The sequence below is a fragment of the Pseudomonas syringae group sp. 247E2 genome, from assembly GCF_032587795.1.
Taxonomy (GTDB): Bacteria; Pseudomonadota; Gammaproteobacteria; order Pseudomonadales; family Pseudomonadaceae; genus Aquipseudomonas; species Aquipseudomonas amygdali.
The window spans coordinates 25,723-44,073 of sequence record NZ_JAWHPK010000034.1 but is presented as its reverse complement, the minus strand read 5'-3'; the positions used below and the strand labels follow the sequence as shown (position 1 = coordinate 44,073).

General features: G+C 58.9%; 19 protein-coding genes. 9 read left to right on the top strand and 10 right to left on the bottom strand.

Annotated elements, in window-relative coordinates; translation table 11 throughout:
* Positions 1 to 199 precede the first annotated feature (199 nt).
* From RYC18_RS24345 to RYC18_RS24325, 5 genes are all read left to right on the top strand, one after another.
* A complete protein-coding gene (locus tag RYC18_RS24345; RefSeq protein ID WP_004655204.1) occupies positions 200 to 862 on the top strand; it encodes a DedA family protein in 663 nt (220 codons plus the stop codon).
* A gap of 207 nt (positions 863 to 1,069) precedes the next feature.
* Positions 1,070 to 1,738 (top strand): isoprenoid biosynthesis glyoxalase ElbB, encoded by a 669-nt coding sequence (elbB, locus tag RYC18_RS24340; RefSeq protein ID WP_004655205.1) that lies wholly within the window; start codon positions 1,070 to 1,072, stop codon positions 1,736 to 1,738.
* Between the two features lie 123 nt (positions 1,739 to 1,861).
* Entirely contained in the window at positions 1,862 to 2,920 is a 1,059-nt protein-coding gene (locus tag RYC18_RS24335; protein ID WP_004655208.1) for a PA0069 family radical SAM protein, read from the top strand.
* Positions 2,921 to 3,125: 205 nt separating this feature from the next.
* A complete protein-coding gene (locus RYC18_RS24330) occupies positions 3,126 to 3,866 on the top strand; it encodes a carbonic anhydrase (protein WP_004655211.1) in 741 nt (246 codons plus the stop codon).
* A gap of 104 nt (positions 3,867 to 3,970) precedes the next feature.
* Positions 3,971 to 5,503 carry a SulP family inorganic anion transporter gene (locus tag RYC18_RS24325; protein WP_004655212.1) on the top strand — a complete coding sequence of 511 codons (1,533 nt, stop codon included), beginning with the start codon at positions 3,971 to 3,973 and terminating at the stop codon, positions 5,501 to 5,503.
* Positions 5,504 to 5,625: 122 nt separating this feature from the next.
* Here the strand turns inward: RYC18_RS24325 and RYC18_RS24320 are convergent, their stop codons facing one another.
* The gene (locus tag RYC18_RS24320; protein WP_002551545.1) at positions 5,626 to 6,276 is read right to left on the bottom strand and encodes a hypothetical protein; all 651 of its coding nucleotides are present in this window, start codon (positions 6,274 to 6,276) and stop codon (positions 5,626 to 5,628) included.
* Between the two features lie 269 nt (positions 6,277 to 6,545).
* Here RYC18_RS24320 and RYC18_RS24315 point away from each other — a divergent pair, with 269 nt between their 5' ends.
* Both RYC18_RS24315 and RYC18_RS24310 read left to right on the top strand, forming a co-directional pair.
* On the top strand, positions 6,546 to 7,034 hold the full coding sequence (locus RYC18_RS24315; RefSeq protein ID WP_005778543.1) for a cytochrome c oxidase assembly protein: 489 nt from the start codon (positions 6,546 to 6,548) through the stop codon (positions 7,032 to 7,034).
* Between the two features lie 63 nt (positions 7,035 to 7,097).
* Positions 7,098 to 7,733 carry an SCO family protein gene (locus RYC18_RS24310; RefSeq protein WP_080164849.1) on the top strand — a complete coding sequence of 212 codons (636 nt, stop codon included), beginning with the start codon at positions 7,098 to 7,100 and terminating at the stop codon, positions 7,731 to 7,733.
* Positions 7,734 to 7,887: 154 nt separating this feature from the next.
* Here the strand turns inward: RYC18_RS24310 and RYC18_RS24305 are convergent, their stop codons facing one another.
* From RYC18_RS24305 to RYC18_RS24295, 3 genes are read right to left on the bottom strand one after another with little or no spacing between them, the layout of a single operon-like run.
* Positions 7,888 to 8,661 (bottom strand): MetQ/NlpA family ABC transporter substrate-binding protein, encoded by a 774-nt coding sequence (locus RYC18_RS24305; RefSeq protein WP_005744804.1) that lies wholly within the window; start codon positions 8,659 to 8,661, stop codon positions 7,888 to 7,890.
* 49 nt (positions 8,662 to 8,710) lie between these two features.
* Positions 8,711 to 9,385: a methionine ABC transporter permease gene (locus RYC18_RS24300; RefSeq protein ID WP_004666537.1), complete on the bottom strand. Its 675-nt coding sequence runs from the start codon at positions 9,383 to 9,385 to the stop codon at positions 8,711 to 8,713.
* Positions 9,385 to 10,392: a methionine ABC transporter ATP-binding protein gene (locus RYC18_RS24295; RefSeq protein ID WP_002551540.1), complete on the bottom strand. Its 1,008-nt coding sequence runs from the start codon at positions 10,390 to 10,392 to the stop codon at positions 9,385 to 9,387. Before RYC18_RS24295 ends, RYC18_RS24300 begins: the two co-directional genes overlap by 1 nt.
* Before the next feature lie 306 nt (positions 10,393 to 10,698).
* Here RYC18_RS24295 and katE point away from each other — a divergent pair, with 306 nt between their 5' ends.
* Entirely contained in the window at positions 10,699 to 12,849 is a 2,151-nt protein-coding gene (gene katE / locus RYC18_RS24290) for a catalase HPII (protein ID WP_005744805.1), read from the top strand.
* A 152-nt stretch (positions 12,850 to 13,001) separates the two neighbouring features.
* Here the strand turns inward: katE and RYC18_RS24285 are convergent, their stop codons facing one another.
* The 4 genes from RYC18_RS24285 to RYC18_RS24270 are packed head-to-tail and all read right to left on the bottom strand — an operon-like array spanning position 13,002 to position 15,817.
* Entirely contained in the window at positions 13,002 to 13,718 is a 717-nt protein-coding gene (locus RYC18_RS24285; protein ID WP_005744806.1) for a PA5502 family lipoprotein, read from the bottom strand.
* 38 nt (positions 13,719 to 13,756) lie between these two features.
* Entirely contained in the window at positions 13,757 to 14,545 is a 789-nt protein-coding gene (gene znuB, locus RYC18_RS24280; protein WP_005731662.1) for a zinc ABC transporter permease subunit ZnuB, read from the bottom strand.
* On the bottom strand, positions 14,538 to 15,335 hold the full coding sequence (gene znuC / locus RYC18_RS24275; protein WP_005757620.1) for a zinc ABC transporter ATP-binding protein ZnuC: 798 nt from the start codon (positions 15,333 to 15,335) through the stop codon (positions 14,538 to 14,540). The genes znuB and znuC overlap by 8 nt, the downstream gene beginning before the upstream one ends.
* A complete protein-coding gene (locus RYC18_RS24270) occupies positions 15,335 to 15,817 on the bottom strand; it encodes a Fur family transcriptional regulator (RefSeq protein WP_002551451.1) in 483 nt (160 codons plus the stop codon). The genes znuC and RYC18_RS24270 overlap by 1 nt, the downstream gene beginning before the upstream one ends.
* A gap of 67 nt (positions 15,818 to 15,884) precedes the next feature.
* Between RYC18_RS24270 and znuA the strand changes: the two genes are divergently transcribed.
* Positions 15,885 to 16,826, top strand: a complete 942-nt coding sequence (gene znuA, locus RYC18_RS24265; protein ID WP_005778537.1) for a zinc ABC transporter substrate-binding protein ZnuA — start codon at positions 15,885 to 15,887, stop codon at positions 16,824 to 16,826.
* A 249-nt stretch (positions 16,827 to 17,075) separates the two neighbouring features.
* On the opposite strand, the gene RYC18_RS24260 is transcribed toward znuA, so the two are convergent.
* Positions 17,076 to 18,026, bottom strand: a complete 951-nt coding sequence (locus RYC18_RS24260) for a homoserine kinase (RefSeq protein ID WP_057404331.1) — start codon at positions 18,024 to 18,026, stop codon at positions 17,076 to 17,078.
* 36 nt (positions 18,027 to 18,062) lie between these two features.
* Positions 18,063 to 18,350 carry a DUF2782 domain-containing protein gene (locus RYC18_RS24255; RefSeq protein ID WP_004655238.1) on the bottom strand — a complete coding sequence of 96 codons (288 nt, stop codon included), beginning with the start codon at positions 18,348 to 18,350 and terminating at the stop codon, positions 18,063 to 18,065.
* Position 18,351 lies beyond the last annotated feature (1 nt).

Here is an 18,351-nt window from a genome sequence, read left to right as displayed (position 1 = left end):
GCGCGACAGTTATAAGCCGCCATTATGACCAATGTGTGACAGTCATGGTTCGACCTGCGACTGCACGTCGCGGTCATGGCCCTTATGAGGATCCAACCATTGTGGTTGTAAGAATCTTTAACGTCGAGACACATATCGACACTTTCATCATTGTCTTGGGCGCGTTAGGCTGCGCGTTCATTTCGCCAGCATCCAGACAATGCTCCAGAATTTCTTGAACGAATTCGGCTACTTTGCCCTGTTCCTCGGCACCTTTTTTGAAGGCGAGACCATTCTGGTTCTCGCCGGCTTTCTGGCGTTTCGCGGATACATGGACCTCAATATCGTCATCCTCGTTGCCTTCTGCGGCAGCTATGCGGGTGACCAGTTGTGGTATTTCATGGGGCGCAAACACGGCCGCAAGCTCCTGGCGCGCAAGCCCCGCTGGCAACTCATGGGCGACAAGGCCCTGCGGCTGGTGCGCAAGCACCCGGATATATGGGTATTGAGCTTCCGCTTCGTGTATGGCCTGCGAACGGTCATGCCGGTGGCCATCGGCCTGTCAGGCTACCCACCGGGGCGTTACCTGCTACTCAACGGTATCGGCGCGGCTGTCTGGGCGGCTGCACTGGGTTCGGCGGCCTACCATTTCGGCGCGGTTCTCGAGGGCTTGCTGGGCAACGTCAAGAAATACGAACTCTGGGTGCTGGGTGCGCTGATATTGCTCGGCCTTGGTCTGTGGCTGCGCCGACGCATCAAGAACGCGCGTATTGCCCGTGAAGAGCGTGAAGAAAAGAGCCGCTTCTGTGCATCTGCAGCGGCGTCCGATCTGGATACACCTGTCCCCGTGCCCGTCGACCTGACGAAAAAATCAGACGAGTAATTTCTCCGTTTCCTTCCCCGAGTGCAGGCTGACAGGCCTCACTCGGCGGCAGTGCGCCGCCGCTGCCTGACCTTGCGAGCATCACCCTTCCCCACGCATTTTTGCGTAGTCTGTAACGCGTCAACTGAACACTCGGCCCATAAAGCGATCAATTAATGGACGAATTAAAAGAAGCCTTAGATTGCTCAAGTACAAGGAGCCGAATCGATGCAGAAAAAAGTGGCTGTAATCCTGTCCGGTTGTGGCGTCTATGACGGTGCCGAAATCCATGAAAGCGTCCTCACCCTGCTTCGTCTGGATCAACGTGGTGCGCAGGTCCAGTGCTTTGCGCCGAACATCGCCCAGCATCACGTCATCAACCACCTGACTGGCGAGGAAATGCCCGAGTCGCGCAATGTGCTGATCGAATCTGCGCGCATTGCACGGGGTGACGTGAAGGACATCCGCGATGCAAACGCAGAAGACTTTGACGCCCTGATCATCCCGGGCGGTTTCGGCTCGGCGAAGAACCTTTCCGACCTTGCCCTGCAAGGCCCTGCCTGCCAGGTGGAAGCCGGGCTGCTGGAACTCGCAGAGGCGTTCGCAGAAGCAGGCAAACCGGTCGGGCTGATCTGCATCACCCCGGCACTTGCAGCGAAGATCTACGGTCCCGGCGTTACCTGCACCATCGGCAACGACCCTGATACCGCTGCGGCCATTACCAAAATGGGCGGCAGTCACGCGCCATGCGCTGTCGATGACATCGTCGAAGACGAAGCACGAAAACTGGTCTGCACGCCCGCCTACATGGTTGCCAAAAGCATCAGTGAGGCTGCATCGGGCATTAACAAGCTGGTTGACCGCGTGCTGGAGCTGACGCACGAGGGCGATGCCTGACCTGCCGAGGGACAAATCCAATGCACCGCCCGTCAGACGAGCGGTGTTTTACAAGCCAGCCATAGTGATAGATCACGGCCTTATGCTTTACTGTATGCATAAACAGTATTTGAGTATTGCCAGATGTCCAGCCCCTATCCGGTTCGTGGCCGCGGTACTGCCAGCAACCCGCATAATCGCTTCGCACCCAGCCAGTCCGTGGCCGAGGACGACGGCTGGTATCAGGAAGTGCCACTGACCCAAGGCACTCAGGTTACCAGCGAGACCGCCAAAAGCATCATTACCCGCAACAGCTCGCCGGATATTCCCTTTGATCGCTCGATCAACCCTTACCGGGGCTGCGAACATGGCTGCATCTATTGTTTCGCCAGGCCCAGCCATGCCTACTGGGACATGTCGCCGGGGCTTGATTTCGAAACAAAGCTGATCGCCAAGACCAACGCAGCGGCGCTGTTGGAGCAACAGCTCTCCAAACCAGGCTACCGCTGTGCGCCCATTACATTAGGGGCCAATACCGACCCGTATCAACCTATCGAACGTGAATACCGCATCACTCGCGCCACGCTTGAGGTGTTGTTGCGCTATCGGCACCCGGTCAGCATCATTACCAAGGGCTCGCTGATCCTGCGCGACCTGGACCTGCTCGCAGAGATGGCCAGACTTCGGCTGGTGTCAGTATTCATCAGCCTGACTACACTGGATGACGAGCTCAAATGCATCCTCGAACCCAGGGCGGCAGCGCCCAAGGCTCGCTTGCGGGCCATTCGGGTGTTGCGTCAGGCGGGCGTTCCCGTCGGGGTGCTGTGCGCGCCCATGATTCCGATGATCAATGACAGCGAACTGGAGGCGCTGCTGAGCGAGGCGAAAGCGGCAGGCGCGCTAAGCGCAAGTTACGTGATGCTGCGCCTGCCGCTGGAGGTCGCCCCGTTGTTCGACGAATGGCTGAAGACGCATTACCCGCAACGCGCCGAACATGTGATGAGCCTGATTCGTCAAAGCCGCGGCGGAGCGCTGTACGACAGTCAGTTTGGCTCGCGGATGCGCGGCGAAGGACCGTTTGCTGATCTACTGGCTCAACGCTATGCCTTGGCAATCAAACGGCTTGGATTGAACAAACGTGGTGGCTTCACACTCGATTGCGATGCGTTTTGTCCGCCAGGAGGACAAATGTCACTGCTGTGACGAACTTGGTACTATCGTGCAAACCCGCGTCCCAGAGCCATCGCATTCAGTTTCGCTTAAGCTTGGGCGATTAGTCTGTAATTCGGAGTGTCACCAGCGATAGCGCTCAAGGGATTTGTTCGTGATACCACTTACAGGGATCACATCCGGCTCTGGTCAAACAGGCATGAAGAATCCACATCAATCCGTCAGAGAGGATGAAGACATGACAGACATCGGTAAACAGCATTCGGCTACGTCGTCCAGCACATCGAGCCATTCAGACAGCGCCGACGTAGCGTTGAAACATATTGTCGATGGCTTTGTACATTTTCGTAACGAGGTCTTCCCCCAGCAGGAAGAACTGTTCAAGAAGCTGGCGACCGCCCAGTCGCCACGGGCCATGTTCATCACCTGCGCCGACTCGCGCATCGTGCCTGAACTGATTACCCAAAGCTCGCCAGGCGACCTGTTCGTGACGCGTAACGTCGGTAACGTTGTGCCTCCGTATGGCCAGATGAACGGTGGTGTGTCCACAGCTCTGGAGTACGCAGTTGTCGCGCTGGGCGTGCAACACATCATTGTCTGCGGACATTCCGACTGCGGCGCCATGCGTGCAGTGCTCAACCCTGACAGCCTGGACAAGATGCCTACGGTAAAAGCCTGGTTGCGGCATGCCGAGGTCGCCCGCACAGTGGTCGAGCAGAACTGCAGTTGCAGCGGCGAGCTGGAAACCATGCAGGTCCTGACTCAGGAAAACGTGATTTCCCAGTTGCATCACCTGCGTACCCACCCTTCGGTCGCAGCGAAAATGGCCAGCGGCCAATTGTTCATTCATGGCTGGGTCTACAGCATCGAAACCAGCGAAATCCTGGCTTATGACGCCGAGCTAGATCGTTTCATACCGCTCGACGGTTCGGGACCGACGCCGATGGCTTCACCGAAAGCACGCTTTTCAGCCGACTGATCACCAGTCCGACTGACGGCAAGCCCTTCTATATCAGCTGATGGCGGCTGCGCAGGATGCGCGTCGCCCGTCTTGCCTCGTCTGAAGAATCCCGGAGAAGCGTCATGGGTATTACAGCATTGAAAACCGCTTTACCACGGGAGCTGCTCGCTTCCGTGGTCGTGTTTCTGGTCGCCCTGCCGCTGTGCATGGGGATCGCCATTGCATCCGGCATGCCTCCGGCCAAAGGTCTGATCACCGGCATCGTGGGCGGGCTGATAGTCGGCTGGATAGCCGGTTCGCCGTTGCAGGTCAGCGGTCCCGCAGCCGGTCTGGCAGTACTGGTTTTTGAAGTGGTACGCGAGCACGGCATGGCTATGCTGGGTCCTATTCTGGTACTCGCCGGGTTGCTTCAGTTGCTGGCAGGTCGATTCAAGCTTGGCTGCTGGTTCCGGGTCACGGCACCTGCGGTGGTCTATGGCATGCTCGCCGGTATCGGCGTGTTGATCGTACTGTCACAGGCACACGTGATGTTCGACAGCGGTCCCAAACCTTCCGGGCTGGACAATCTGATCGCCTTCCCTTCCACACTGATCCAGGCCTTCGGACCAGGCACCGGCATGCAGGCCGGTATGCTCGGCCTGGGCACCATGCTGATCATGTGGGGCTGGGAAAAACTTCGTCCGCAGTCTTTGCGCTTCGTACCCGGCGCGCTGCTGGGCGTGGGTATCGCAACCGGCATCAGCCTGTTCATGGCCTTGCAGGTCAAGCGTGTCGAAGTGCCTGACAACCTGGCCGACGCCATCGACTGGCTGCGTCCGACCGACCTGATGAATCTGGCCGACCCGGCCATTCTGGTTGCCGCTATCGTCGTAGCATTCATTGCCAGTGCCGAAACCCTGCTTTCCGCCTCGGCGGTTGACCGCATGCACAGTGGCCAGCGTTCGGACTTCGACAAGGAACTCAGCGCGCAAGGCGTGGGCAATATGCTCTGCGGCGTGCTCGGTGCATTGCCGATGACTGGCGTTATCGTGCGCAGCTCGGCCAATGTCCAGGCCGGTGCCACCACGCGCTTCTCGACGATCTTCCACGGTCTGTGGCTGCTGGCGTTCGTGTTGCTGCTGTCGAGCGTACTGCAGAGCATTCCGGTCGCGAGTCTGGCTGGTGTGCTGGTCTACACCGGCCTGAAGCTGGTCGATCTGAAGGCATTTCGTGGTCTGGGCCGCTATGGCCGGATGCCGATGTTCACGTATGCGGCGACTGCCGTGGCGATCATCTTCACCGACCTGCTGACCGGTGTACTGGTCGGGTTCGGTCTGACCCTGGTGAAGCTGGCGTTCAAGGCTTCGCGCCTGAAGATCAACGTGGTCGAACTGGCGGGCGAGAAGGAATTCGAGCTGCGTCTGGTCGGTGCCGCGACGTTCCTCAAGGTGCCTGCGCTGACTCAGGCTCTGGGCACCATCCCGCAGGGCAGTACCGTGCATGTGCCGCTGGGCAATCTGTCCTACATAGACCACTCGTGCCTGGAACTGCTGGAAGAGTGGGGACGTTCCAATGCCGCTCATGGCACCCGACTGCTCATTGAGCCGCATGGGTTGAAGCGTCGTCTTGAAGGGCGGATCTACACAACAACGGGTATAGGCTCGGGCGCCGCCTGATAGTCAAAGCGTTGGGGCTGAAGCCTGGAATGACGATAGGAGCCGGATGGGTCTTCGCGTAGCAGCGGAGCGATATCCGGCTCCTTCCATTGCGGGCGAAGACATTGATTCGGGCCTCTGAATCAGATGACGGAGCGTTCCAGCTCTAGGCCGATACCCAATTGTCGTGACAGGCTTGGCCAGCGCTTCCACGCTGCACCTGTATCAGGACTGGTCAGTTTTTCGCGGTAGGCCTCGACAGAGTCCAGCGCGAAACTTTCATCATCAAGCAGCTTGTCGACGGCATGGTGAACCGCCTCGTCCAGCTGGTTGGCAAATTGCTCGCCGATCAACTGGTGGGCAATCACGCTGGCAACCGTGGTATTTGACGGTATCAGCGGCTGACCAAAATGCTTGATGTACAGATCGTTCACCTCCTCGACCAGTCTGTGTGCCAGATAGGCCTCGTCCAGCAGGCTTTCCAGCCCTTCATGTCCGTCCATGATGGAAGGGGGTGCTGCGAAAAAATGCTCTGCGATTTTCAGTACCGGTTTAATCTGCCCTTCGATACCGGCTTCTACGGCGACCTCGTGAGCAGCGTCCAGCAGGTCGGGGACCAAGTCGATGTAAGCAGTGACGAAACGCGTCAACACGTCCTTCGCGTCGACATCCGGGAGGTGAATGGCGGGATGAAGATGTGGGAGCTTTTGTTCCAACTGTTGCAGCAAGTGGCCGGTCTCGGCTTCATGTTGATGGGCTAGTTGTATCTGCTCGCGCAATGCGGCGGTGTTCATGGCAGTGGGGACTCCTGAGGGCATTAAACCCCGTGGTTCGGTTATGGAAAGTCATACGTTAGCTCGGTTAACTAAATGCCTAAGACATTTTTGCTATAACCGAAACGCATTTATATGCATTGGCTATATCAAAGCGCTTTTTGCTCAGTTTCTGACCATTTGCCTACATTGGCGCATAAATACGGCACCTTACGCTGATGTAAGCAGGCTACTCTGAAGCCGCCCGCAGCCCTTTCGACACGCTGTCTGACATAAAAAGTGAGCCCGGCATGACTCAGCCTCTTTTATCCAAGCGGCTTGCTCTGCGTTTGATCTGTTTGCTGGTGATCATGTTCATCTGCGGATTTGCATTGCCGTCGCTCTATGCTTTGCTGACCGGGTATGACAGAAACCGCGACCAGGACGCTTCGCGGCAGATCGAGGTGCAGTTCACCGCGACAAACTCTGCCGGGATGGTCTGGGCGTTCTACCCGCGCGCCAGCCAGATGCAAATCAACCCTGGTGCGGTCAACGAGATGATTTTCGTGGCGCAGAACCCTACTGACAAACCGATGAAAGCCCAGGCTGTACCGGGCATTTCGCCGGGGAAGGCGGCAGAGTGGTTTCACAAGACCGAATGTTTCTGCTTCACCCAACAGACCTTACAGCCGGGTGAGCGTATCGAGATGCCCGTGCGCTTCATCGTTGATCGCGACCTGCCCGCAGAGGTGAAACGCCTGACGCTGGCCTATACGCTGTTCGATGTCACTGCGCCCTAGGCGCTCGAAGCCATATAGGCCATCATCCCTGGCCGCATGCCGATCACTACTCGCGTTGATGCCATGACCACCCGTACCCAGAAAACAGTTTTTATCGCTGCCGCCATTGTTGCCCTCGTTCTGGGCGTGATCCTCAGCCAGTTGCTGCCGGGCAGCGGGTCAGAGGATCAGGCGGCACTTAACGATGCAGGTATTGTGCTGCTACCGAAAAGTCGCCCGTTGCCAGCCTTGAGCATGTCGGACCAGAACGGCGCAGCGGTGGCCCTTGATGGCTTGAAAGGCAAATGGACGCTGATGTTTTTCGGCTACACCTTCTGCCCGGACATCTGCCCCACTACCCTGGCGCAGATAAAGCAGATCAGGACCGAGCTGCCTGAAAAGGTGGTCGAGCGCATGCGTGTGGTGCTAGTCAGCGTCGACCCTGACCGCGACACGCCGCAGCAGCTCAAGCAATACCTGGGTTATTTCGACAAGCAGTACATCGGCCTCACGGCACCTGTCGCTGATATCCAGAAGCTGGCCAACGCAGTGAGCATCCCGTTCATTCCGGCCGATACCAGAAAACCGAACTACTTTGTCGACCACAGCGGCAACCTGGCTTTGATCGGGCCGGACGGCACCCAGCGAGGCTTTATCCGCGCGCCGCTGAACAACCAGAAGCTGGTGAAGCAATTGCCTGGGTTGCTGGAGAGGGATTAGTCAGTGCACTGACACGAAGTCGCCGAGGACGCGGAGCGTCCTGAAGGGCGCTACCACGCGGTAGGGTTGTGTCTGGCGCGGGAATGCAGCCCCCAATGCTCTGCGTCGCAAGGGACACAGAGCATAGGCTCGAGAACCACAAGGTGCGATCAGATCAGAACGCCGGAACCACAGCGCCTTTGTATTTCTCGGCCAGGAAGGTTTTCACTTCAGGACTCTGCAGGGCCGCTACCAGCTTTTTCATCGCGTCTGAATCCTTGTTGTCCGGGCGGGCAACCAGAATGTTCGCGTATGGCGAATCGGCACCTTCGATGATCAGTGCGTCCTTGGTCGGCTCAAGCTTGGCGCTCAAGGCATAATTGGTATTGATCAGCGCCAGATCGACCTGAGTCAGTACGCGCGGCAACGTAGCTGCTTCCAGCTCACGGAACTTGAGGTCTTTCGGGTTATTCACGACATCCGAAGGCTTGGACAGGATATTGGTCGGATCCTTCAAGGTAATCAGACCTGCCTTGGCCAGCAGCAGCAAGGCACGGCCTTCATTGGTGGCGTCGTTTGGCAGGGCGACGTTGGCACCGTTGGGCAGTTCTTCCATCGTCTTGAACTTGTCCGAGTACGCGCCGAACGGCTCTACGTGAACCTTGGCCACTGCGACCAGATCTGTGCCCTTGCCCTTGTTGAACTCATCCAGATACGGCTGGTGCTGGAAGAAGTTCGCGTCCATACGGTTCTGCGACACCTGTACGTTCGGCTGGATGTAGTCGTTGAACACCTTGATGTTCAAGTCCACGCCTTCTTTGGCCAGCGTCGGTTTGACGAACTCGAGAATCTCGGCGTGCGGCACGGCAGAGGCCGCGACGGTCAGGGTTTCGTTGGCCTGCGCGGACAAGGCAGTAACAGCGGCGAATATGGCCAATAGTTTTTTCATGCAACAACTCCTTTGGGCCCGCACAGGCGGGCCGATACCAACGGTTCGATCAACGATGTGTGAAATGCGCGACCAGTCTGTCGCCGATGGTTTGCAGAATCTGCACCAGCACCAGCAACAATACGACCGTCACGAACATCACATCGTTCTGGAAGCGTTGATAACCATATCGGATGGCCAGATCGCCCAGCCCGCCAGCACCCACGGCACCGGCCATGGCGGTGAACGACACCAGCGCAATGGCGGTAACAGTGATTGCAGCCAGAATGCCGGGGCGCGCTTCAGGCAGCAGCGCCTTGACGATGATCTGCCGAGTCGTCGCGCCCATGGCCTGCGTGGCTTCGATGATGCCGCGATCCACTTCGCGCAATGCTGTCTCTACCAGACGCGCAAAGAACGGCGTGGCGCCAGCGATCAGCGGCGGCAACGTGCCGAGAATGCCCAGTGACGTGCCGGTAATGATTTCGGTGAGCGGCATCATCACGATCAGCAGGATGATGAACGGCAACGCACGCAGCATGTTCACAATCAACCCGACCGTGGCGTACAGCTGCTTGTGTTCCAGCAACTGCCGCGGCGAAGTGAGGAACATCAGCACACCCAGCGGCAGGCCAAGCAGGATGGTGAAGCCCAGCGAAACACCGAGCATGATCAACGTGTCGCCGGTGGCGACCCAGATCTCGTACCAGTCGACATTGGAAAACAGGTTCAGAAAAGCGTCCATCAGCGCAGCACCTCCATATGAACGTCGGCGGCGGTGAAGCGCGCAAAAGCAGCGTCCATATCGCCGCCGGTGATGGCCAGCGTCAACTGCCCGTAAGGGGTGTCCTTGATGCGGTCGATGCGTCCGGCAAGGATGCTGTAGTCGACGCCGGTTTCGCGGGCCACGGTGCCCAGCAGAGGCGCATACGTCGCATCGCCCTGAAAGGTCAGGCGCACGATACGGCCTTGAACATGAGCGAAATCGTCACGCTGTTCATTTTCATCGATCTGGTCATCTTCCTGCACAAAACGCTTGGTCGTCGGGTGCTGCGGATGCAGAAACACATCGGCGACCTTGCCTTGCTCGACAATCACGCCAGCGTCCATGACCGCCACCTGGTCACAGACGCGACGAATCACGTCCATTTCATGGGTGATGAGCACGATGGTCAGCTTCAGTTCGCGATTGATCTCGGCCAACAATTGCAAAACCGACGCAGTGGTCTGCGGGTCCAGCGCGCTGGTGGCTTCATCGCACAGCAGGATTTTCGGCTTGGTGGCCAGGGCGCGGGCGATGCCGACGCGCTGCTTTTGGCCGCCGGACAATTGCGCCGGGTATTTTTTCGCATGATCGGACAATCCAACCCGCTCCAACAGCTCAGCCACGCGCTGGTCGATCTGCTTGCGGGGCATGTCACCCGCCAGCGTCAGCGGCATCGCAACATTGTCGGCCACGGTTTTGGAGGCCAGCAGATTGAAGTGCTGGAAGATCATCCCGACTTGTTGGCGGAAGCGGCGCAGGCCATTGGCATCAAGCGCCGTGACGTCTTCACCGTCAACCACGATCTGTCCACCGCTCGGGGTCTCCAGACGGTTGATCAGGCGCAGCAAGGTACTTTTGCCAGCGCCGGAATGGCCGATGATGCCGAACACCTGGCCGCCGTCGACGCGCAGGCTGGTAGGGTGCAGGGCCGGTATTTCCTTGCCTGCCACCCGATAGGTTTTGTGGACGTTATGAAACTCGATCACGGAGCGAACCTTGTGGGGCGCGTTAAAAAATCAGCGCAGTGGCAGGACGCCACCTGCTTCGTTACCTCGGCCGGGTAAAGCCGGGCGCGCATTTTAGCCTGTCCGGCCCGCTGTGCTTAGCATTTATTTGCAGGCTGCCCTGCGCAACGGGCATAACGCGACCGTTGGTAAAGATGTGCGACAAATAAAGGGAACGGCTGTTTTAGGCCTCGGTCACTTCTTGGATACCGTGATTTCCCGCTTACGCCAGGGAAGTCGTATTCAGCGAACCCAACTCAATGATTGGGGCGAGATAAGGAGTCTCTGATGGCTAGCAAGAACGCACCACCTGTAACCGCAACGCCCAAGAGCGAATTGGCAGGTACCGACACCCTGGACCGTGGCAATACCAACGACAAGCTGGAAAGCCTTGAGCAGTTCCGCTCGGACGCGACCCAGCAGGCACTGCGCACCAATCACGGTGTCAAGATTTCCGATAACCAGAACACACTGAAAGTCGGCAGCCGCGGCCCATCGCTGCTCGAAGACTTCATCATGCGTGAAAAGATCACGCACTTTGACCATGAGCGTATTCCGGAGCGTATCGTTCACGCCCGCGGCACCGCGGCACATGGTTATTTCCAGACCTATGAAGACCATGGCGCGCTGAGTAAAGCAGGCTTCCTGCGTGATCCGGGCAAGAAGACCCCGGTGTTCGTGCGCTTCTCTACCGTTCAGGGCCCGCGCGGCTCGGGCGATACCGTGCGCGACGTGCGTGGCTTTGCGGTCAAGCTCTACACCGAAGAAGGCAACTTCGATCTGGTCGGCAACAACATGCCGATCTTTTTCATTCAGGACGCCATCAAGTTTCCTGACTTCGTGCACGCGGTAAAACCAGAGCCGCATAACGAAATCCCGACCGGGGGCTCGGCTCACGACACCTTCTGGGACTTCGTTTCGCTGGTGCCGGAATCTGCACACATGGTGCTGTGGACCATGTCCGACCGTGCCATTCCGAAAAGCCTGCGCACCATGCAGGGCTTTGGTATCCACACCTTCCGCTTTATCAACACCGAAGGTAAGTCGAGCTTCGTGAAGTTTCACTGGAAGCCCAAGTTCGGCGTGTGCTCGCTGGTCTGGGACGAAGCGCAGAAGCTCGCTGGCAAGGACACCGATTTCCACCGCCGCGACCTGTGGGAATCCATCGAGATGGGCGACTACCCGGAATGGGAACTGGGCGTGCAGATCGTTGCCGAGGAAGACGAGCACAAGTTCGACTTCGACCTGCTCGATCCGACCAAGATCATTCCCGAAGAACTGGTACCGGTCACTCCGCTGGGCAAGATGGTCTTGAACCGTAACCCGGACAATTATTTCGCCGAGACCGAGCAGGTTGCCTTCTGCCCGGGCCACATCGTGCCAGGTATCGACTTCTCCAATGACCCGCTGCTGCAAGGTCGCCTGTTCTCCTACACCGACACGCAGATCAGCCGCCTTGGTGGGCCGAACTTCCACGAAATCCCGATCAACCGTCCGATTGCGCCTAACCATAACGGTCAGCGCGATGCGCAGCACCGCACCACCATCGACAAGGGCCGCGCTTCTTACGAGCCGAACTCGATCGATGGCGGCTGGCCGAAAGAAACCCCTGCCGGCCCGGTAGATGGCGGCTTCGAGACCTACCCTGAGCGCGTTGAAGCGCACAAGGTTCGTGAGCGCAGCGAATCGTTTGGCGACCACTTCTCGCAGGCCACCCTGTTCTTCCAGAGCATGAGCCATCACGAGAAAGAGCACATCATCGCGGCCTATAGCTTCGAGTTGGGCAAGGTCGAGCGCGAGTACATTCGTGCCCGTCAGGTCGACGAGATTCTGGCCAATATCGACCTGGAACTGGCCAGCCGCGTAGCCGCCAATCTGGGCTTGCCAGCACCGACTGCCGGGACCGTGCCAGTGCGCCAGACTTCGGTAAAAGAGTCGCCGGCGCTGAGCCAGGTCAACCTGCTTTCTGGCGATATCGTTTCACGCAAGGTTGCCATTCTTGTGGCAGACGGCGTGGACGGCAAAGCGGTCGAAGCCATGAAAGCTGCACTGACTGCCGAAGGTGCACACGCCAAGGTATTGGGCCCGACCTCCGCACCGGTCAAGACCGCTGACGGCCAGAGCCTGCCAGTGGACGCATCGGCTGAAGGCCTGCCTTCGGTAGCGTTCGACGCAGTCTTCGTGCCGGGTGGCAAGGCTTCGATCGAAGCGCTGAAAGGCGACGGCGTGGCACTGCACTTCATCCTGGAAGCCTACAAGCACCTCAAGGCTATCTCCTTTGCCGGGGAGGCCAAGGAGCTGTTGAGCCTGCTACGCCTGGAAGAAGATGCGGGCCTGCTGGAGGTATCCGATAGCAAATCGTTCAAAGCGTTCTTCAACGCGATTGCTCAGCACCGTGTATGGGATCGTGAAGTGAAAGCCAAGGCCGTTCCGGCTTGATCTGACGTGCTAGATCGCTCCCGCGCTCCGGCGTGGGAGCGCCTTTCTGAACCTTCTCGCCCCCCCACATAGACTCCCCAACACTTCTCGTTCCTCACGCTCCGCGTGGCAATGCAGTTCTGTACGCTCTGCGTCCGCTTTGAAGGATCGACTCAGGACTTCGCTGGCGTCAGGATGATCTGCGCTTTTTCATTGCGCTCGATCTGGCGACGCAATTGCAGCTCGAAATCCGGATTGGCCTTGACCACCCGTTTGGTCAGCAACGTGGCCAGCCACGGATAGTCTTCGGTGCGCGGCACCACCAGCAGCACTTCACAGTTGAACGCTACGGTATCTGCTGCGATATCATCCAGTTGACGACGCAATGCACGCATATCGCCGATCCTGAGTTCAATTGTCGTGCTTTCTGCCGACGGATCGATGAGCTTGGCAACCCTTCTGGCTTCGGCCGCCTTCAAATCAGCTTCGGCTTTCTCCAGCTCGGCCTTGCGCGCATGAGCAATAGCGCCGTTGACGCCACTGGTCAGTGCCGGTGCCTTGGGCATCAGCGCGCGCGCACGAGTGAGTGCGTTGGCCGCCGCATTCATATCACCCTTTTGCAGGCTGATCTGGCTGCGACTCAGATAGGCTTCGGCCAGACGACGCTGAAAAGGCTCGAGGCGGATATCGGCAGGATTGGCGGCCTGCAACGCGGCCAGTTGATCCTCGGCCGTCGCCAGCTCATTGCTGACGATGTTCTGCTCAAGCTGAGCGAACGCGTCAGGCTGAACGTCGGAGGCAGGCGTCTCGGCAGTGGGCGCACTCTGGCAGGCACCCAGCAGGATGGAAAATGCGACAAGCAGCAGATAGCGTGGGGCGAACGGCTTCATTCCTGCGATTCTCTAGTTTGCGCAAAAAACGAGCAAGTCTACACCGCTCGCCTGGGTAGAACAAAGCTGAGCAAAAACAACGCTGCAGCGGATACCACTATAGACGGTCCTGCCGGGGTGTCCTTGAACCATGACAATGATAGCCCGACACACACGGCTATCACGCCTAACAGGCTTGCACCCAGCGCCATCTGCTCCGGCGAGCGGGCGTGACGCTGCGCCGCAGCGGCGGGAATGATCAGCAGCGACGTGATCAGCAGAACGCCGACGATCTTCATCGCCACAGCGATCACCACGGCGATCAGCAGCATCAGCGCCATGCGCAATGCCGCGACGGGCAGGCCTTCGACCCGCGCCAGCTCTTCATGCACGGTGATTGCCAGCAGCGGGCGCCACAGCGCAACAATCAATACCAGCACCAGCGCGCTGCCGCCCAGGATCCAGGTCAGATCAGCCGGGCTGATGGCAAGCAGGTCGCCAAACAGATAAGCCATCAGGTCGATACGCACTTCATGCATGAAGCTGAGCACCACCAGGCCGAGCGACAGCGTGCTCGGTGCGAGGATCCCCAGCAGCGTGTCCGAGGCCAGCGGCTGGCGCTGTTGCAGCGTGACCAGCAGCACCGCCAGCAGAAGGCAGCCGACCGTCACTGCAATGGTCGGGCTGATATCCAGCAGGAAGCCAAGCGCCACACCGAGCAATGCTGCGTGGGAAAGCGTATCGCCGAAGTACGCCATGCGCCGCCAGACCACGAACGACCCCAGCGGGCCTGCGACGACAGCCAGAGCAACGCCTGCGAGCAAGGCATACAATAAAAAATCAGCCATGCTTGCAGTGGTCTCCGTGAACATGAGTGTGAGTATGTGAGGAAGTCGCCGGGGCATCATTCACCACAGCGCCATGCAGATCGTGGGCGTGGTCGTGATGGTGGTGATAGATCGCCAGGCTTTGCGCGTTTTTGCCGAACAGCTCGACAAACGCCGGATCATGGCTGACCTGCTCGGGATGCCCGGAGCAGCAAACATGGCGGTTCAGACAGACCACCTGATCGGTCGTGCTCATGACCAGATGCAAATCGTGAGACACCATCAGCACGCCGCACTGGTGGCGGTCGCGCAACCGGGTAATAAGGCCGTACAGCTCGGCCTGACCTGCCACGTCGACACCTTGCACCGGCTCATCGAGCACCAGCAATTCAGGCTTGCGCAACAAGGCTCGGGCCAGCAAAACGCGCTGCATCTCGCCACCGGAAATACCTTGAATCGGGCTATCGATGACCTTCTCGGCCCCGACTTCTTCCAGGGCAGACTCTGCAGCCATGCGGTCCACACCGGGCACCAGACGCAAAAAGCGCAGCACCGACAGCGGCAGCGTCTGATCCACATGCAATTTTTGCGGCATGTAACCGACACGCAGCTTCGGCTTGCGCCAGACGGTTCCGGAGTCGGGCTTGAGCAGCCCCAGCACTGCACGCACCAGCGTGGTCTTGCCAGCGCCGTTAGGGCCGATCAGCGTAACGATTTCGCCGGGCTTGACGCTCAACTGGATGTTGTCCAGAACGCTTTGCCCGGACAGCGTTACAGCGACCTGCTCCAGACGTATCAATGCATCAGTCATCAAGCCGCCTTGCAGCCGGCGCATACACCCACGATCTCGACCGTCTGGCCTTCGACCGCGAAGCCAACGCCTGCAGCGGCATCGATAACGGCATTGCTGATGGCCGGGTGCTGCAGCTCGATCGCCGCGTGACACAGGCGGCAAATCAGAAACTGCCCCTGATGCGCATGAGTGGGGTGATTGCAGCCGGTGAACGCGTTGAGTGAGGCTATGCGGTGCACCAGACCGTTTTCCAGCAGGAAATCCAGTGCACGATAAACGGTTGGCGGCGCAGCGCGACGACCGTCTTCATCACTCAGCACCGCGAGGATGTCGTAGGCACCCAGCGGCTTGTGGCTTTGCCAGACCAGTTCCAGCACGCGACGGCGCAAGGTGGTCAGGCGCAGACCCTGTTTGGCGCACAGCGCATCGGCTTCAGCGAGGGCCGAATGCACGCAGTGAGAGTGGTCATGGGGGCGACTGGCCAGGGGAGTATTGGGCATGAGCAGCGACGATATTGGCTAGAGACGTTATTATGTTACCTGTTCCTGGCTTATATGAGTGATTCGAGTGCGCCGTCTTTTAAATCTTGTTGCTGTTTTGTGGGTCAGTCTGCTGGTCATTTCCCCTGTTCAGGCCGAGGTCCGGGTGCTGACCAGTATCAAGCCATTGCAGCTGATTGCAGCGGCTGTGCAGGATGGCGTTGGTACACCGGAAGTGCTTCTGCCACCGGGTGCCTCACCGCATAACTACGCGCTGCGCCCATCCGACGTACGGCGTGTACAGGAAGTCGAGTTGCTCTACTGGATCGGCCCGGACATGGAAACCTTCCTGCCGCGCGTCCTTCAGGGCCGCAAACTGCCTGCGGTTGCCGTGCAGTCGCTGCCCGGCATGCACTTGCGCCACTTCGGCCAGGACAATGCCTCGCATGATGACCACGAACATGATCACGACAACGATTCAGACGAACATGATCATGATCACCGGCCCGGCAGCCTGGATTCACACCTGTGGCTGTCGACCGTCAACGCGCGGGTGATTGCCGCGAAAATGGCCACAGACCTGAGCGCTGCCGACCCTGCCAATGCAGCTCGTTATGCGAGTAACGCTGCCGCATTCAGCAAACGCCTTGACGCGCTGGATGCTCGTATCAAGGGTCGGGTCAGTGCAGTGGCAGGCAAGCCTTACTTCGTCTTCCACGAGGCCTTCGATTATTTCGAAGAGGCCTATGGGCTCAAACACGCCGGGGTATTCGCCATCGCCGCCGAGATCCAGCCCGGTGCACAGCATGTCGCCGCCATGCGTGAACGCCTGAAGGCTGCGGGCAAGACCTGCGTATTCAGTGAACCGCCACTACGCCCGCGCCTGGCTGAAACCTTGAGCGCAGGCCTGCCGGTCAAGCTGGCGGAGCTGGATGGACTGGGCGGCTACACCCCGGCCACCGCGCAGGGTTACGAGCAGGTATTGCAGAAGCTGGCTGATGACCTGGCAGGTTGCCTGAGCAGTCTCTGACTGCCACCGCCCACATCGCAGCACTGCTGTGTGACGCTGAGCGTCACGAACTGCATTCCCACGCTGGAGCGTGAGGAACGATAGTCGTCAGGTATAACACTATCGTGCCCATGCTCCGCGTGGGCATGCCGGCCTGGACGCTTCGCGTCCTCTTGCGACGCGGAGCGTCACGCACTGCATTCCCACGCGGAGCATGAGAACGAGAGTCAACCGTCCGACTGGCTCAGACGCGCGGAGACAGGTCTGGTCTCAGAGCGCAAACGGCAACGCAATGTGCGCTTCCTGGCGCTCAGCCAGACGGCGCTCGAACTCCGCGGGATCATGAATCAGCACGTCCTGACCGGCGAAGGTTTCGGCAGCGATCAGGCGTGACAGCCAGAAACGCACGCAGGCGATGCGCAACATGGTCGTCCAGAGCTTCGACTCCGCCGCTGTGAATGGTCGCAAACCTGCATAAGCCCCCAGCAGCGCACGAGCACGGACGGCATCGAGCTGGCCGTTTTCACGCGAGCACCAGTCATTGAGGGCAATCGCCAGGTCGTAGAGCATCGGCCCGGAACAGGCGTTATAGAAGTCGATCAGCCCGGTCAGGTGCGTGCCTTCAAACAACACGTTGTCACGAAACAGGTCGGCGTGCAGGTTGGCGCGCGGCAACGCCATGATCTGTGGCTTGAGGTCTTCGATCTCTTGAAGGCTCTTTTCCAGCAAGGCTCGCTGGGTTTCGCCCAGATGCGACAGAAAATTGCGCCCCTCACTCAGCATCCAGTCCAGACCTCGATCGGTCTTGCGCTCCAGCACCTGCTCACGGGTCGCCAGATGCAGGTTGGCCAATAGCTCGCCAATCTGCACGCAGTGCTGGGTATTGGGCTCGCTGATGTGCTTGCCTGGCAAACGTGGCTGCAGAAGCGCCGGTTTGTCCGCCAATTGCCGCAGGGCCTCACCGTCGGTGGTGCGCAATGCGTACGGCACCGGCAAATCGGCATCGTGCAGCACGTCGAGCAGCTCGATGAAGAATGGCATCTCCTGCACCGGGCCGCGTTCGACCAGCGTCAGAACGAATTCGCCCTGCTCCAGACTGATGAAGTAGTTGGTGTTTTCGCTACCGGCGGCAATGCCCTGATAGTCAAGCAAACGGCCGAGCCCATAAGGGGCGAGAAATGCTTCCAGCTCGGGCCGGGCCAACGGGGTAAAAACGGACATGTCAGAACTGCCAGCAATTAAAGTGAATGTAGGTGGCTACCATTCGAATATTTTCCACTCCGGGATCAGCATGTCCGGTTGGTCCGAACGGATAAAATTGGGACTTGTACCATCGGATCGCACCAGAAAATAGGGCTTGCCGTGTTTGGGGGTAATCTTTACAGCATACAGAAAGCCGTTCTGGCGGTATTCCTGAATGGTTTTGTCCCCGTCGGTGCGGATAGTAACGTCCGGTGCAGCCGAAGGTGGGTCCTCTGCTGAAACTGCGAGCAAAGGACAAAATGCCAACAGGCCGGTCAATATCAGTCGATTTACCTTGCACATG

Bases quoted from the DNA above. Each gene is read 5' to 3' on its own strand.
- RYC18_RS24345 (WP_004655204.1), top strand. From the start codon at position 200: ATGCTCCAGAATTTCTTGAACGAATTCGGCTACTTTGCCCTGTTCCTC.
- elbB (WP_004655205.1), top strand. From the start codon at position 1,070: ATGCAGAAAAAAGTGGCTGTAATCCTGTCCGGTTGTGGCGTCTATGAC.
- RYC18_RS24335 (WP_004655208.1), top strand. From the start codon at position 1,862: ATGTCCAGCCCCTATCCGGTTCGTGGCCGCGGTACTGCCAGCAACCCG.
- RYC18_RS24330 (WP_004655211.1), top strand. From the start codon at position 3,126: ATGACAGACATCGGTAAACAGCATTCGGCTACGTCGTCCAGCACATCG.
- RYC18_RS24325 (WP_004655212.1), top strand. From the start codon at position 3,971: ATGGGTATTACAGCATTGAAAACCGCTTTACCACGGGAGCTGCTCGCT.
- RYC18_RS24320 (WP_002551545.1), bottom strand. From the start codon at position 6,276: ATGAACACCGCCGCATTGCGCGAGCAGATACAACTAGCCCATCAACAT.
- RYC18_RS24315 (WP_005778543.1), top strand. From the start codon at position 6,546: ATGACTCAGCCTCTTTTATCCAAGCGGCTTGCTCTGCGTTTGATCTGT.
- RYC18_RS24310 (WP_080164849.1), top strand. From the start codon at position 7,098: ATGACCACCCGTACCCAGAAAACAGTTTTTATCGCTGCCGCCATTGTT.
- RYC18_RS24305 (WP_005744804.1), bottom strand. From the start codon at position 8,661: ATGAAAAAACTATTGGCCATATTCGCCGCTGTTACTGCCTTGTCCGCG.
- RYC18_RS24300 (WP_004666537.1), bottom strand. From the start codon at position 9,385: ATGGACGCTTTTCTGAACCTGTTTTCCAATGTCGACTGGTACGAGATC.
- katE (WP_005744805.1), top strand. From the start codon at position 10,699: ATGGCTAGCAAGAACGCACCACCTGTAACCGCAACGCCCAAGAGCGAA.
- RYC18_RS24285 (WP_005744806.1), bottom strand. From the start codon at position 13,718: ATGAAGCCGTTCGCCCCACGCTATCTGCTGCTTGTCGCATTTTCCATC.
- znuB (WP_005731662.1), bottom strand. From the start codon at position 14,545: ATGGCTGATTTTTTATTGTATGCCTTGCTCGCAGGCGTTGCTCTGGCT.
- znuC (WP_005757620.1), bottom strand. From the start codon at position 15,335: ATGACTGATGCATTGATACGTCTGGAGCAGGTCGCTGTAACGCTGTCC.
- RYC18_RS24270 (WP_002551451.1), bottom strand. From the start codon at position 15,817: ATGCCCAATACTCCCCTGGCCAGTCGCCCCCATGACCACTCTCACTGC.
- RYC18_RS24260 (WP_057404331.1), bottom strand. From the start codon at position 18,026: ATGTCCGTTTTTACCCCGTTGGCCCGGCCCGAGCTGGAAGCATTTCTC.
- RYC18_RS24255 (WP_004655238.1), bottom strand. From the start codon at position 18,350: ATGTGCAAGGTAAATCGACTGATATTGACCGGCCTGTTGGCATTTTGT.